At 54.3% G+C, this 15161-nt stretch carries 13 protein-coding genes; 4 read left to right on the top strand and 9 right to left on the bottom strand.

The genetic code is table 11. The annotated features are described in order from the left end of the window. Positions 1-178: 178 nt before the first annotated feature. Together ACSZO1_RS06680 and ACSZO1_RS06675 are read left to right on the top strand one after the other, a co-directional pair. On the top strand, positions 179-1816 hold the full coding sequence (locus ACSZO1_RS06680) for a carbohydrate porin (RefSeq protein WP_437610754.1): 1638 nt from the start codon (positions 179-181) through the stop codon (positions 1814-1816). A gap of 105 nt (positions 1817-1921) precedes the next feature. After that, positions 1922-3049: an esterase gene (locus tag ACSZO1_RS06675; RefSeq protein WP_437610762.1), complete on the top strand. Its 1128-nt coding sequence runs from the start codon at positions 1922-1924 to the stop codon at positions 3047-3049. A 72-nt stretch (positions 3050-3121) separates the two neighbouring features. Here ACSZO1_RS06675 and fabF read toward each other — a convergent pair whose 3' ends face one another. The 8 genes from fabF to yceD form a co-directional block, all read right to left on the bottom strand. Continuing rightward, complete coding sequence (gene fabF / locus ACSZO1_RS06670; protein ID WP_437610752.1) at positions 3122-4363, bottom strand: beta-ketoacyl-ACP synthase II; 1242 nt, start codon at positions 4361-4363, stop codon at positions 3122-3124. Between the two features lie 86 nt (positions 4364-4449). Then, a complete protein-coding gene (gene acpP / locus ACSZO1_RS06665; RefSeq protein ID WP_437610750.1) occupies positions 4450-4686 on the bottom strand; it encodes an acyl carrier protein in 237 nt (78 codons plus the stop codon). Between the two features lie 154 nt (positions 4687-4840). Next, the gene (gene fabG / locus ACSZO1_RS06660) at positions 4841-5575 is read right to left on the bottom strand and encodes a 3-oxoacyl-ACP reductase FabG (protein WP_437610748.1); all 735 of its coding nucleotides are present in this window, start codon (positions 5573-5575) and stop codon (positions 4841-4843) included. 13 nt (positions 5576-5588) lie between these two features. Beyond that, positions 5589-6518 (bottom strand): ACP S-malonyltransferase, encoded by a 930-nt coding sequence (gene fabD / locus ACSZO1_RS06655; protein ID WP_437610746.1) that lies wholly within the window; start codon positions 6516-6518, stop codon positions 5589-5591. A 16-nt stretch (positions 6519-6534) separates the two neighbouring features. Then, positions 6535-7488, bottom strand: coding sequence for a beta-ketoacyl-ACP synthase III (locus ACSZO1_RS06650; RefSeq protein WP_437610744.1), 954 nt, complete (start codon positions 7486-7488; stop codon positions 6535-6537). Positions 7489-7494: 6 nt separating this feature from the next. Then, positions 7495-8529 carry a phosphate acyltransferase PlsX gene (plsX, locus tag ACSZO1_RS06645; RefSeq protein WP_437610742.1) on the bottom strand — a complete coding sequence of 345 codons (1035 nt, stop codon included), beginning with the start codon at positions 8527-8529 and terminating at the stop codon, positions 7495-7497. A 26-nt stretch (positions 8530-8555) separates the two neighbouring features. Beyond that, positions 8556-8726, bottom strand: a complete 171-nt coding sequence (gene rpmF, locus ACSZO1_RS06640; protein ID WP_013508656.1) for a 50S ribosomal protein L32 — start codon at positions 8724-8726, stop codon at positions 8556-8558. Between the two features lie 14 nt (positions 8727-8740). Continuing rightward, positions 8741-9262, bottom strand: coding sequence for a 23S rRNA accumulation protein YceD (gene yceD / locus ACSZO1_RS06635; protein ID WP_437610739.1), 522 nt, complete (start codon positions 9260-9262; stop codon positions 8741-8743). Between the two features lie 143 nt (positions 9263-9405). On the opposite strand from yceD, the gene ACSZO1_RS06630 reads away from it, so the two are divergent. Continuing rightward, positions 9406-9999: a Maf family protein gene (locus tag ACSZO1_RS06630; protein ID WP_437610737.1), complete on the top strand. Its 594-nt coding sequence runs from the start codon at positions 9406-9408 to the stop codon at positions 9997-9999. A gap of 301 nt (positions 10000-10300) precedes the next feature. Here ACSZO1_RS06630 and rluC read toward each other — a convergent pair whose 3' ends face one another. Next, a complete protein-coding gene (gene rluC / locus ACSZO1_RS06625; protein WP_437610735.1) occupies positions 10301-11251 on the bottom strand; it encodes a 23S rRNA pseudouridine(955/2504/2580) synthase RluC in 951 nt (316 codons plus the stop codon). Between the two features lie 594 nt (positions 11252-11845). Here rluC and rne point away from each other — a divergent pair. Beyond that, positions 11846-15157 (top strand): ribonuclease E, encoded by a 3312-nt coding sequence (gene rne, locus ACSZO1_RS06620; protein WP_437610733.1) that lies wholly within the window; start codon positions 11846-11848, stop codon positions 15155-15157. The last annotated feature ends 4 nt before the right edge of the window (positions 15158-15161 follow it).

The raw sequence follows: 15161 nt of genomic DNA, 5'->3' as shown, positions 1-15161 counted from the left end.
ATTCAGGCAACCGTCTGTGGTGTTTGCAGAGCTAAGATTGGCGGCTTAGCGTTGCACTTCGGAGTTGAATCCGCCAAGCACCACAAGCAAGACAGTACCCGTAATAACGTTCACTGAAATTAATAAAACCATTCACTAACAATCAGAATAATTTTCTGTTAATGACAGGATGATAGCGATGAAGTCATACCCTCTGAAAATAGTTGCTGTACTGGTCGCCTCTGCCTTATTACCCAATTACGTCTCCGCCGCAAAACTGACGGTCGAACAGCGTCTGGAATTGCTGGAAAAAGAGCTGGCCAGCAATAAACAGGAATTGCAGGAGACGAAAGCCGCCTTTAAGGACTACAAACAAAAAACGGAAAAACAGCTGGCAACGAGTAATACGGCACCTGCCCTTGCTGCACCGACTGCAGCACCAACGCGCACCAATAATGTCGGGCTGGTCGGCCATGCTGAAAGCCAGCCAGCCAGTGCCAGCACCAGCTATGTCGTCGCAAATAATGAGAATGGTGCAGCACAGCCTGCCACACTGAAAGAAATCAGCCAGTACGTGAAAGATGATATCGGCTTCACGTATTCTGGTTATATCCGTAGCGGCTGGGGAACCACCACTAACGGTTCACCGAAGTCCTACGCTATTGGCTCACTCGGTCGTTTTGGTAATGAATACAGCAGCTGGTTCGATTTATATCTGAAACAACGGGTTTATAACAAAGACGGCAAAACAGCACAGGCCGTGGTCATGCTCGATGGTAACGTCGGCCAGCAATACTCTTCCGGCTGGTTTGGTGATACCAACGGCGAAAACGTTCTGCAGTTCTCCGATATTTATCTGACCACTAAAGGCTTCCTGCCATTCGCGCCAGAAGCTGACTTCTGGGTCGGTAAGCACCATCTGCCATCCATTGAAATTCAGATGCTCGACTTTAAGAGCTACCGTGTTGATGCCGGTGCAGGCGTCGGTATTGAGAATATGAAAGCTGGCCCAGGCTTGCTTGATATTGCGTTAACGCGTGAAGATCTCGATGTTTACGATCGTACGATGAATGACGACACCACCACTCAGATGAATACCAATAGTCTCGATGTACGTTATCGTAATCTGCCACTGTGGGACGGTGGTTCACTGTCACTGATGGGTAAATATGTGATGGCGAACAAAACGGACACCCAGAAAGATAACGAAAGCAATAATAGCTACTTTGACCTGAAAGATTCCTGGCTGGGTTCAGTTACCCTGCGCCAGGAGCTGAATCGTAAAGGGTTTAACGAGTTCATCGTCCAGGGGGCGAATAACTCGATTGCGAGTAATTTCGGTGACTACAATGCTTCCAACCCATCCATGGGTGTCGGCGGTGACTATTATGGTGACCACAGTGGCAGTGCATGGCGCGCCATTTCGCAGGGTGAAATGTACCTGACCGATAACATTATTATGGCTAACGCGCTGATGTACAGCCGTGGTGAAGATGTCTACAGCTACGACAGCGGCGCGCACAGCGACTTTGAAAGTGTGCGTACCGTGGTTCGTCCAGCCTGGATTTGGGACAACTACAACCAGACCGGTGTCGAACTGGGCTGGTTTACTCAGACCAACAAAACCCAGTCTGGCACCAGACTGAAAGAATCCGCCTATAAAACCACGCTGTATCACGCACTGAAAGTCGATACCAGCCTGCTGAACTCACGTCCGGAAATTCGTTTCTACGGTACGTATATCCATCTGCTGGATAACGAGCTGTCGGACTACAGCTTCTCTGACAATAAGAAAGACCAGTTCGCCGTTGGCGTACAGGCTGAGGTGTGGTGGTAAACAACAACCAGGGGTGCTCAGCACCCCTTTTTTTATGGAGAATCGAATATGACAAAGAACACCCTTGCCCGGGTGATTGCCGCTGCACTGCTGGCGTCTGCTTCCATGGTTCATGCTGCTTCACTGCCTGCTGATTTTCCGACACTGCCACCCCAGGATCGTGCAGTGAAGGACTATGTCACGGGTGTTAATGCCGATAACAGCGTCACTTTCCGCCTGTTTGCCCCCACCGCCAAAGAGGTCAAGGTCTTTACCGGTGCCACGCCGGAAAGCTACGTCTCCCATGCGATGAGTAAAGATGCGGCAGGGATCTGGACATTCCGTAGCGAGGTGCTGAAACCGAATCTGTACGAATACTTCTTTAGTGTCGATGGTTTCCGGTCGATTGATACCGGTAGCGCAAATCCAAAACCACAGCGCCAGGTGAATACCAGTCAGGTGCTGGTGCCAGGCAGTATTCTTGATGTCCGCGCCGTGCCACATGGTGATGTCCGCACCCTCACCTATCACTCTAAAGAACTCAAATCGGAGCGTCAGTTGGCGGTTTGGACACCACCAGGTTATGACACCCACAAAGCGCCACTGCCGGTACTCTACTTTTACCACGGCTTTGGTGATTCCGGCCGTTCTGCTATCGACCAGGGACGCATTCCGCAAATCATGGACAATCTGCTGGCGGAAGGCAAAATCACACCGATGCTGGTGGTGATCCCGGATACCGAAACCGATACCGCCACGACCACGCCGGAAAACTACATTCCGCAGGAGCGGCGCAAAGTGTTCTATCCTGCCAACGCGAAAGCCGCTGACCGCGAATTGATTCACGACATTATTCCGCTGATCTCTCAGCGCTTTAACGTGCGTAAAGATGCACAGGGCCGTGCACTCGCCGGATTATCACAGGGTGGTTACCAGACACTGGTTTCTGGCTTAGGCCATCTGGAGTATTTCAGCGCGCTGGCGACACTCAGTGGTGTCAGTATGGCGACCGTGCCAGATGCTGAAGCCTCAGCACAGCTGAATAAGCCACAGGAAGTTAACCGTCAGCTGAAAAACTTCACCGTGGTGGTCGGCGAAACTGACAGTATCACCGGGAAAGATATCGCTGCCCTGAAACAGACGCTGGAAGAGAAAGGCGTGAAGTTCGATTACAAACTCTACCCCGGTCTGGGACATGAAATGGATGTCTGGCGTCCGGCCTATGCCGGGTTTGTGCAGAAGTTGTTTAAATGACTGGCTGAGTCAACGCAATCATCAGCAACAAAAAGGCCCGCAAACGCGGGCCTTTTCACAGCATCAGCGGAATTAAATCTTACGGAAAATCAGCGAACCATTGGTGCCGCCGAAACCGAAAGAGTTACACAGGCTGTATTCCATTCCCTGCACCTGGCGCGCGGTATGCGGCACAAAGTCCAGATCGCAACCTTCATCCGGATTATCCAGGTTGATGGTTGGCGGAACCGCCTGGTCGCGCAGCGCCAGAATCGAATAAATCGCTTCAACCGCACCCGCCGCACCCAGCAGATGGCCAGTCATGGATTTGGTCGAGCTGACCATCACCGTGCTGGCTGCAGCGCCAAATACGGACTTCACCGCCTGGGCTTCAGCTTTATCGCCTGCCGGAGTAGACGTACCGTGAGCGTTGACGTAGCCAATCAGCTCCGGGCTGATTTGTGCGTCTTTCAGCGCATTCACCATCGCCTGAGCCGCGCCTGCGCCGTTTTCCGGTGGTGAGGTCATATGGTAGGCATCACTGCTCATACCAAAACCGACCACTTCGGCATAGATTTTCGCGCCGCGTTTTTTCGCGTGTTCGTACTCTTCCAGCACGACGATGCCTGCGCCATCGCCCAGCACGAAGCCATCGCGATCTTTATCCCACGGACGGCTTGCCGCCTGCGGGTTGTCGTTGCGCGTGGACAATGCACGAGCCGCGCCGAAACCACCAATTCCCAGCGGGGTACTGGCTTTTTCCGCACCGCCCGCCAGCATGACATCAGCATCGTTATAGGCAATGATACGCGCCGCATGACCGATATTGTGCACGCCAGAGGTACAGGCAGTCGCGATGGAGATGCTTGGGCCTTTCAGGCCATACATGATGGTCAGGTGACCAGCGATCATGTTAACGATTGTGGAAGGCACGAAGAATGGGCTGATTTTGCGCGGTCCACCGTTAACCAGTGAACTGTGGTTTTCTTCGATCAGACCTAAACCACCGATACCTGAACCGATCGCTGCGCCAACGCGCTCTGCATTCGCTTCAGTCACTTCCAGACCGGAATCGCGCATGGCCTGTACGCCCGCAACAATACCGTACTGAATAAAAGCATCCATCTTGCGCTGTTCTTTACGCGAGATGATATCTTCACATTCAAAATTTTTAACTAAGCCAGCAAAACGCGTTGCGTAGGCACTAGTATCAAAATGGTCGATCAGGCTGATGCCACTCTGACCGGCAAGGAGAGCACTCCAGGTGGACTCTACGGTATTGCCGACAGGAGAAAGCATGCCAAGACCGGTCACTACAACACGACGCTTAGACACGTTCGTCCTCCAGGGAGGGAAAATATTGCAACTAGTGGGACGGACAAAAAAATCAGGCGGTCGAGCGACCGCCTGATGGTGTTCAATTAAGCCTGCTGATGATTATTGATGTAATCAATAGCACGCTGAACAGTGGTGATCGTCTCGGCATCTTCATCCGGGATCTCAGTGTCAAACTCTTCTTCCAGAGCCATCACCAGCTCAACAGTATCAAGAGAATCTGCGCCTAAATCTTCAACAAATGAGGACTCGTTTTTAACTTCCTCAAATTTAACGCCAAGCTGCTCGCTAATGATTTTCTTAACGCGTTCTTCGATGCTCATACTATTAAATTTCCTATCAAAACTCGCTTACGCGATGGTTTTCGTAGTGTATAAAAAGTTGAAAAAGATGCAACCAAATCCAGTCTGGTCAAACCACGATTTTACCCTATTTTGCGGCTTTTGCTGCAAATAACGCAAATAATTTTCGTGATTATCAGACCATGTACATTCCGCCATTGACGTGCAGCGTCTCACCAGTGATGTACGCCGCCTCATCAGAGGCTAAAAATGCGACAGCATTGGCGATTTCCTGCGCGTCGCCAAGACGACCCGCTGGCACTTCCGCCAGAATGCCTGCACGTTGATCTTCATTCAGCGCACGTGTCATGTCCGTCTCAATAAAGCCCGGTGCCACAACATTAACGGTAATACCACGTGACGCGACTTCACGCGCCAGTGACTTGCTAAAGCCGATCAAACCCGCTTTTGCTGCAGCGTAGTTTGCCTGGCCCGCATTACCCATGGTTCCGACAACGGAACCGATGGTAATGATTCGGCCTACGCGTTTTTTCATCATCGCACGCATTACCGCTTTAGATAAGCGGAACACAGAAGTCAGATTGGTGTTCAGGATATCCTGCCACTCATCGTCCTTCATGCGCATCAGAAGATTATCACGCGTAATGCCTGCATTATTGACTAAAATGTCCACTTCGCCAAATTCAGCGCGAATGTTTTCCAGTACGCTGTCAATGGAAGCGGCATCGGTCACATTCAGCAGCAGACCTTTGCCGTTAGCACCCAGATAAGCACTGATAGCGTCTGCGCCGCTCTGGCTGGTGGCGGTGCCAATCACTTTGGCGCCACGTGCGACCAGCGTTTCCGCAATCGCGCGTCCGATACCACGGCTTGCGCCCGTCACCAGTGCAATTTTACCTTCGAAGCTCATGTTTTTCCTCGAGTTATTGTTCAAGAGCCGCTGACAGGCCAGCGGGATCATTTACCGCCGCAGCTGTCAGGGTGTCAACAATACGTTTTGTCAGGCCAGTCAGCACTTTGCCTGGCCCCACTTCCAGCAGCGAGGTCACGCCTTCCGCCGCCATTAATTCTACGCAACCCGTCCAGCGCACCGGGCTGTACAGCTGGCGCACCAGCGCACTGCGAATTGCTTCCGGGCTGGTTTCACATTTCACATCCACGTTATTCACCACCGGGAAAGCCGGGGCGTTAAAGGTGATGTTTTCCAGCGCCAGTGCCAGTTTGTCGGCCGCCGGCTTCATCAGCGCACAGTGTGACGGCACGCTAACCGGCAGCGGCAGCGCACGTTTTGCACCCGCGGCTTTACAGGCTGCGCCTGCGCGCTCGACAGCGTCTTTGTTGCCGGCAATAACCACCTGACCCGGGGAGTTAAAGTTCACCGGAGAAACCACCTGGCCCTGCGCGGACTCGTCACACGCCTGCTGAATTGCCGCGTCGTCAAGACCGATAATCGCCTGCATTGCGCCAGTCCCTTCCGGCACCGCTTCCTGCATCAGTTTGCCACGCAGTTCGACCAGTTTGATCGCTTCGGCAAAATCCAGCACACCCGCGCAGACTAACGCAGAGTACTCGCCTAAACTGTGACCGGCCATCATCACTGGCGCTTTACCGCCTTTTTCCTGCCAGACACGGTAGATGGCAACGGAAGCTGCCAGCAGTGCAGGCTGAGTCTGCCAGGTTTTGTTCAGCTCTTCAGCTGGTCCCTGCTGCGTTAACTGCCACAGGTCATAACCCAGCGCAGCGGAAGCTTCACGGAACGTATTCTCAACCACCGGATTTTCCGCAGCCAGTTCTGCCAGCATGCCAACCGTCTGAGAACCCTGTCCCGGGAATACCATTGCAAATTGCGTCATCATAAATTCCTGTTGATCAAAAACGAACCAGCGCCGAACCCCAGGTAAAGCCGCCACCGAAGGCTTCCAGCAGAATCAGCTGGCCACGCTGAATACGGCCATCGCGGACGGCTTCATCCAGTGCAGAAGGCACCGATGCCGCTGAGGTGTTGCCGTGACGATCCAGCGTCACCACCACTTTATCCAGGCCCATGCCCAGTTTACGGGCCGTGGCGCTAATAATACGCAGGTTGGCCTGGTGTGGCACCAGCCAGTCGAGCGCTTCGCGATCGAGGTTATTCGCCTGCAGCGTTTCATCAACAATATGAGCCAGTTCTGTTACGGCAACTTTAAACACTTCGTTGCCCGCCATGGTCAGATACGCTGGCTGTTGTTGATTCGCACGATCCTGGTTCGGCAGCGTTAACAGCTCACCGTAACGGCCATCCGCGTGCAGGTGGGTAGAGATAATCCCCGGCTCTTCGCTGGCGCCCAGCACGACCGCACCGGCACCGTCGCCAAACAGGATGATGGTGCCGCGATCGTTCGGGTCCAGCGTACGCGCCAGAACATCCGCGCCAATCACCAGCGCATGCTTCACCGCGCCGTTCTTCACATATTGATCGGCAACACTTAGCGCATAGGTAAAGCCCGCACAGGCGGCGGCAAGGTCAAAGGCTGCAGCATCATTAATGCCGAGCATTTGCTGAATCATACAGGCCGAGCTGGGGAACGCATGGCTTGATGAGGTGGTTGCGACGATGATCAGGCCAATATCATTGGCATCAACGCCGGCCATCTCCAGCGCACGCTGTCCAGCCTGGGATCCCATTGTAGCGACCGTCTCATCCGGACCTGCAATGCGGCGTTCACGAATTCCGGTGCGTGTGACAATCCACTCATCCGACGTCTCGACCATTTTTTCCAGATCGGCGTTCGTCCGCACCTGTTCGGGCAAATAGCTGCCCGTACCGATAATCTTCGTATACATGTACGCTCAGTCACTCTTAGGTAATACAGCCTCAAGGCGAGCGGCAATTCGTTCCGAAACCTGCCGCCGCACCGCTTGCTCTGCCTGTTGTATCGCCACAGCAAATGCGTGTTGATTTGCTGCTCCATGGCTCTTAATCACAGTGCCACGCAATCCTAACAGACAAGCGCCATTGTACTGGTCGGGGTTGAGGTGACCAAATCGTTTTGCCAGACGATGTTTTAACCAGCGTCCCAGCAATGTCATCCACCACGCCCTTTTGTTGCCTCCGCCCGGTGATTTCAACAGCGAGAGGAACATTCTTACCACGCCTTCCATTGTCTTCAGCGTGACGTTGCCCACGAAACCATCGCAGACTAATACATCTGTTTTGCCGGTCAACAAATCATTACCTTCAAGATAACCGATATAGTTGATATCCGGCATGGTGCGCAGTATAGCCGCAGCATCGCGAATTGTATCAAGACCTTTGCTCTCTTCCTGACCAATATTCAGCAATGCGACGCGTGGATTATCCACGCCAACCACCTGCTCTGCCATCACGGCGCCCATAATGGCGAACTGCACCAGCATGTCGCTGTCGCATTCGACATTCGCGCCGAGATCCAGCACCACGGTTTTCCCCTGCTGCTGGTTTGGCAAGACACTCATTAACGCCGGACGCTCAATGCCGTCCAGCGGTTTTAACAATAATTTGGCCAGCCCCATCAGTGCGCCGGTATTTCCGGCACTGATGCAGGCCTGCGCCTTTCCCTCTTTGACCAGCTCCAGCGCCATGCGCATTGAGCTGCCGCGACTTGTGCGGATCGCCTGTGAGGGTCTGGCATCACTGGCAATAACCGATTCGGCAGGGATAACCTGCAGACGCCCCAGTAAAGCGGAATCAGCTCTGGCAAGTGATGTCGTGATTTTGTCGGGGTCGCCGACCAGAAGAAGGTGCAGCTGCGAATTTGACGCCAGTGCCTGCATTGCAGCAGGCACTGTCACGCAGGGACCGAAGTCCCCGCCCATGGCATCTATCGCCAGGGTCAAACGCGTCAAAGTATCGCCTTGCGCATCCGCAAGAATTACTTAGCGATGACCTTGCGACCGCGGTAGTAACCATCCGCAGTGATGTGGTGACGCAGATGAGTTTCGCCAGAAACTTTATCTACGGAAAGAGTGGTAGTGGTCAGAGCATCGTGAGAACGACGCATGCCACGCTTGGAACGGGTTGGTTTATTCTGTTGTACGGCCATGGACCTTACTCCTATTACTTACGCTTTAAACTGGCTAATACGGAAAATGGGTTTGGTTTTTCCGCCTCTGCAGGCAATTTGCCAAAGACCATGTCCGCCTCGGACACTTCACAGTGTTCAGAATCATGAACCGGAACGACCGGCAACGCGAGGATAATTTCATCTTCAATTGTTGCCAGCAGATCAATCTCGCCAAACTCGTCGACGTTGATCGGCTCGTACGCTTCCGGCAGTGCTTCAGCCTGGTCGTCATTAACCACCGGACTAAAACAATAGCTTGCGTGGACCTGGTGAGCAAACGGCTTACCGCAACGCTGACAGGATAACGTCACCGCAACTTCAACAGTACCTTTCAGTACCGCGAGGCGCTGGTTATCAATCGCGAACGACATCGCACATTCGACATCACTATCCACACTGACTACCGATTCGGCCACACGCTCCACCTGTTCAGGTGTATAAATGCCCTGGTAATCAAGGCGTTTCTGAGCAGTGCGTAACGGATCGAGCGTCAGGGGTAATTTTACCTTTTGCATAGGGCGCGCATATTAACTTTGTAATGAGCCAGAGTCAAAGAAAAAGGCCGTTTTACAGCATCTTTCACCCATTATTCGCATCCAGTGCGGCGCATAGTTTAAAATGCCTGCATCCGATTCGCTATATATTCTGCTAAAAAATTATGTCTGGATTAGTTTTAGCCTCAACATCCCCTTTCCGTCAGGCGCTGTTAAATAAACTTGGCCTGCCTTTTATTACTGCTGCCCCACAGGTGGACGAGACACCGATCAACGGGGAAAGCGCGCCACAGCTGGTGACACGACTGGCCATCGCCAAAGCGCAGGCACTGGCGGGCACCTGGCCTGACCAGCTGATTATCGGCAGCGATCAGGTTTGCGTGATAGACGGTCAGATTACCGGCAAACCGCATACCGAAATGCGCGCCCGTGAACAGTTGCGCATGGCCAGCGGGCAGTCGGTGATATTTTACACTGGTCTGGCGCTGTATTGCGGGCAGCAGCAGGTCATAAAAAGCTGCTGTGAACTCTTTACGGTGCATTTTCGCACGCTGAGCGATGCGGAAATTGCGGCATATATCGCCAGAGAACAACCGCTGAACTGCGCAGGGAGTTTTAAAAGTGAAGGTTTAGGCATCACGTTGTTCGACAGGCTGGAAGGACGTGACCCGAATACGCTGGTGGGACTGCCGTTGATTGCACTGTGCGACATGCTGCGTGAAGCCGGGATGGACCCGCTGCTCTTTTCTGCAAAATGAACCATACGCAGATAAGGCTCAGAGAACCCGCTACTGTTCCTGAGCCTTGTTCAGGGGTGTCGCGGTGAGTCTCGTGATCAGCGCCGGGAACAGGGCCAGCTCCGGAAAGTCGCTGTTCGTCATCCCTGACCGCTCGGCCCGCGCCGTCCATGGCGCGGGACGCTTTCCTCCGCTGGCCCTGTTCCCTGCGCCTTCGCGTCTGTGTTACTGCCGGGTTTCAGGTATATCAAACCTTTTACCATGTCCTCTGGACATGCGTTTCAGGCAGTAGTCCGTGTAAAGAGCAGCATTCGCTGAAAACCTACTTCTTACGCAGCTGCGCCAGGCAATGCTTCAGCTGATCATCAAGCGGCGCTTCCATGCGCATCACTTCACCAGTATGCGGATGAGTAAAACGCAGCGCCGCGGCATGCAGGAACAGACGGTTTAGCCCGGTTCCCGCCAGCTGACGATCAAACTCGCGGTCGCCATAACGATCATCAAACGCAATCGGGTGCCCGCCATGCAAGGTATGCACACGAATCTGATGAGTACGGCCGGTCACCGGGCTGGCTTTCACCAGCGTGGCGTTCTCGTAACGCTCTTCAACTTTAAAGCGCGTTTCCGACGGTTTACCTTCACTGCTGACGCGAACAACACGCTCACCGCTTTGCAGAATGTTTTTCAGCAGTGGCGCCTGCACCACTTTCAGATGCGATGGCCACTGACCGCGTACCAGCGCCAGATAATCCTTCTGCATCCCCTTCTCACGCAGCTGTTCGTGCAGCGAACGCAGCGCCGAACGCTTCTTCGCCACCAGCAAAATACCGGAAGTATCACGATCAAGACGATGCACCAGTTCAAGGAAGCGAGCTTCCGGGCGCAGTGCGCGCAGCCCTTCAATCACGCCGAAGCTCAGCCCGCTGCCGCCATGTACCGCGGTGCCGGAAGGCTTGTTCATCACCAGGATGTACTCATCTTCATACACAATGGCATCGGCGAGTGAAGCGACTTTGGCCAGTTTCGGCGAAACCGCCTCTTCTTCGCGTTCGGCGACTCGCACCGGCGGGATGCGTACTTCATCACCGGCTTCCAGTTTGTACTCCGGTTTAATGCGTTTTTTATTCACACGCACTTCGCCTTTACGCAAAATGCGGTAAATCATACTTTTGGGCACGCCTTTTAGCTGCGTGCGTAAAAAATTGTCGATGCGCTGCCCCGCTTCATCAGCGGAAATGGCAACAATCTGAACGGATGGCGTATTGGTTTTCATGGCGGCGATTCTAATAAGTGACAGAAAATAGCGCCACTGGTTTTTATGTGCTTAACTGACAGTCTGCCCTGTTAAGCAGGTGATATGCGCGCTTTTTAGACGGATTTATCGTGCCGTCAATAAAACACGGATTAAACCTGGAATAAACTTCTCAAGGCGGTAAAAGTAACCTTGCTATAACAAGGTTAGCAATGGAATAATGCTGGTGATTTTCGCGTTGTACCTTGTTAAAACAAGGTCATTCACACCCAAAGTATTAAGGGTGGAGCGAATAAAGGAATTTTGCCGGATAGCGCATACACGCGGCAATGGCGTAAGACGTATTGTGCAATCAGGCATTTAGCGGGCTGCGGGTTTGCAGCCTGGACGACAAGACGGGATTAACTTTCTCTGGTAATTCAGCAGTGGTTCCCTCGATAAAAGCGCTGTTTTTTCCGTATGAAAAACAGGCTGCCGAGATTTTGCGCCCCTTAGCAGGCGACAACCGGGAGGTTGACGACCTTGCGAACAGTCACGGGGCCATCGGTTCACCCTCGTCCAGCGTTACCATGCCCGTAGCTTTGTCACTAATGTAAGAATAATGAGTAAGTTACGATGAAAAGAATGTTGATAAACGCAACTCAGCAGGAAGAGTTGCGTGTTGCACTGGTTGATGGACAACGCCTGTACGATCTGGACATTGAGAGTCCTGGACACGAACAGAAGAAAGCCAACATCTATAAAGGCAAGATCACCCGTATTGAACCCAGCCTCGAAGCCGCTTTTGTTGATTACGGCGCTGAAAGGCACGGTTTCCTTCCTCTGAAAGAAATTTCCCGCGAATACTTCCCTGCTAACTACAACGCCCATGGTCGTCCGAATATTAAAGACGTCCTGCGCGAAGGTCAGGAAGTGATTGTCCAGATTGATAAAGAAGAACGTGGCAACAAAGGCGCTGCGCTGACCACCTTTATCAGCCTCGCGGGCAGCTATCTGGTTCTGATGCCAAACAATCCACGCGCAGGCGGTATCTCGCGCCGGATTGAAGGCGATGACCGTACTGAACTGAAAGAAGCGCTCTCTTCGCTGGAACTGCCAGATGGCATGGGCCTGATCGTGCGTACCGCGGGCGTCGGCAAATCAGCCGAAGCGCTGCAGTGGGACCTCAGCTTCCGTATGAAGCACTGGGAAGCGATCAAGAAAGCTGCAGAGAGCCGTCCGGCGCCGTTCCTGATCCACCAGGAAAGCAACGTTATTGTGCGTGCCTTCCGCGATTACCTGCGCCAGGACATCGGCGAAATCCTGATTGATAACCCGAAAGTGCTGGAGCTGGCACGTCAGCATATCGCCGCGCTGGGTCGTCCGGATTTCAGCAGCAAAATCAAACTGTACACCGGTGAAATCCCGCTGTTCAGCCACTACCAGATTGAGTCGCAGATTGAATCCGCCTTCCAGCGCGAAGTGCGTCTGCCATCGGGTGGTTCTATCGTTATCGACACCACCGAAGCGCTGACCGCGATCGATATCAACTCCGCACGCGCCACCCGCGGCGGCGATATCGAAGAAACCGCGTTTAACACCAACCTGGAAGCGGCCGATGAGATCGCACGTCAGCTGCGTCTGCGCGACCTCGGCGGCCTGATCGTGATCGACTTTATCGATATGACGCCAGTGCGCCACCAGCGCGCAGTGGAAAACCGTCTGCGTGAAGCGGTGCGTCAGGACCGTGCGCGTATCCAGATCAGCCACATTTCCCGTTTCGGCCTGCTGGAGATGTCACGTCAGCGTCTCAGCCCGTCACTGGGTGAATCCAGCCACCATGTCTGCCCACGCTGTAGCGGTACAGGCACCATCCGTGATAACGAATCGCTGTCACTCTCCATTCTGCGTCTGATTGAAGAAGAAGCGCTGAAAGAGAACACCCGCGAAGTTCACGCCATTGTTCCGGTACAGATTGCCTCTTACCTGCTGAACGAGAAACGTGATGCCGTCAGCGCGATTGAAAAACGTCAGGGCGGCGTGCGCGCCATCATCGTGCCAAACGATCAGATGGAAACCCCGCACTACTCCGTACTGCGTGTGCGCAACGGCGAAGAGACGCAAACCCTCAGCTACCATCTGCCGAAGCTGCATGAAGCCGAAATGGCGCTGCCTTCTGAAGAAGAACATGCTGAGCGTAAACGCCCTGAGCAGCCAGCTCTGGCCGCGTTTGTGATGCCTGATGCGCCACCTGCGCCGCAGGAAAAAGCACCGGCACCGGCAGAACGTCAGCCCGCTGTTCAGCAGACCAGCGCGGCCGTCGCGCCGCAGCCAAGTCTGTTCAGCCGCCTGCTGGGTGGTCTGAAGAAACTGTTTGGCACTGAAGAAACCACCAGCGTTCAGACGCAACAAGCGGCAGATGAGAAAACAGCCGCTGACGGCGAGAAAGCACCACGTGGTGAACGTCGCAGCAACCGTCGTAACGGCAACAACAACCGCCGTGACCGTAACGGTGACCGTTCAAATCGTGAGCGCAACAGCGAAGGTCGTGAAGGTCGCGAGGGTCGTGACAACCGCGACAATCGTGAAGGCCGTGAGAATCGTGAGCCGCGTGAAGACAATCGTCGTAACAAGCGTAACGCCGCTCCGGCTGAACCGCGCGATGATCGTCAGCAACCGGTCAATGACGAAGCACGTACTCAGCAGCGTGACGAGCAGCAACAGCAGCGTCGTGAGCAGCGTGCTGAGCGTCAGCGTCGCCGTCAGGAAGAGAAGCGTCAGCAGCAGGAAGTCAAAACAGAACCGGCGACCAGCGAAGAGAACGTAACTCAGCCAAACGTCGACAGCGAAGAGAACGTCCAGGTGATGCCGCGCCGTAAACCGCGCCAGCTGAGCCAGAAGATTCGTATCGGCGCAACTGACGAGGCAGCACCAGCACAGGCCGAAACACAGGCTCCTGTCGCGGCTCTGCCAGCACCAGTAGAAAACAGCAATGATGAGCAGGATGATGCAGAGAACCGCGAAAATATGCCGCGCCGCTCCCGTCGTTCACCGCGTCATCTGCGCGTCAGTGGTCAGCGCCGTCGTCGTTACCGTGATGAGCGTTACCCGACCCAGTCGCCGATGCCAGTCAGCTTTGCGGCTGCTGCGCCGGAAATGGCGTCAGGTAAAGTGTGGATCAACTATTCACAGCCACAGACGCAGGAAGTTCCAGCCGTTGTTGATGCAGTGACCGAACTGGCTGACGAGCCGCAGCAGAACATCGTTGCTGCCGCAGCTGTCGCCACTGAAGCGCAGCAGGCTGTGCACGTCGTCACGCCTGAGCAGGTATCCGATGCACCGGCAACGCTGGTTGAAAGCGAGCAGACTGCGGCTATCGACGCACCGGTGAATGAGCAGCCTGCGGTTATCGAACCCGCGCAGGAAGTGATTGCTGAGCAGACTGCTGCTACCGCACAACCAGCGGATGAAACCGAGGCTGAACCTGCTGAGGTTGCCGAGGAAGAAGCGCGTGAAGCGGTTGCCATCGCGCTGGAAGCAGCGGAAGCGGCACCAAAAGCGACTGAAGAAGACGCCGAGCCGCAGGTTACTGAAGAGCAACCACAACCTGCAGCTGACGCTGCCGCAGACATCGCCAGCACCGCGCCGGCGGATGTCAGCGAAGCCGTGACTGCACAAGTTGAGGAAGTTTCTGCAGCGCCGGAAGCCGCCGCTGAGCCAGCGGTCAGCGCACCTGCACCGGTTGTCGCGGCGCCACAAGCGGCTGCGTCAGGTAACTGGAAACACTATGCCAGCGCACCAATGACCAAAGCACCGGCACCAGAGTGGCAGCCAGAACCTGTGCGTCACAGCAACTGGGTGCGCCCTGCTTTCAACTTTGAAGGTAAAGGCGCAGCAGGTGGCCATAGCGCTACGCATCAGGCGACTGCACCAGCGACCCGTCCGTAACCTG

The organism is Erwinia sp. V71 (assembly GCF_965644245.1).
Lineage (GTDB): Bacteria > Pseudomonadota > Gammaproteobacteria > Enterobacterales > Enterobacteriaceae > Erwinia.
This window is presented reverse-complemented; position numbering and strand designations above follow the sequence as displayed.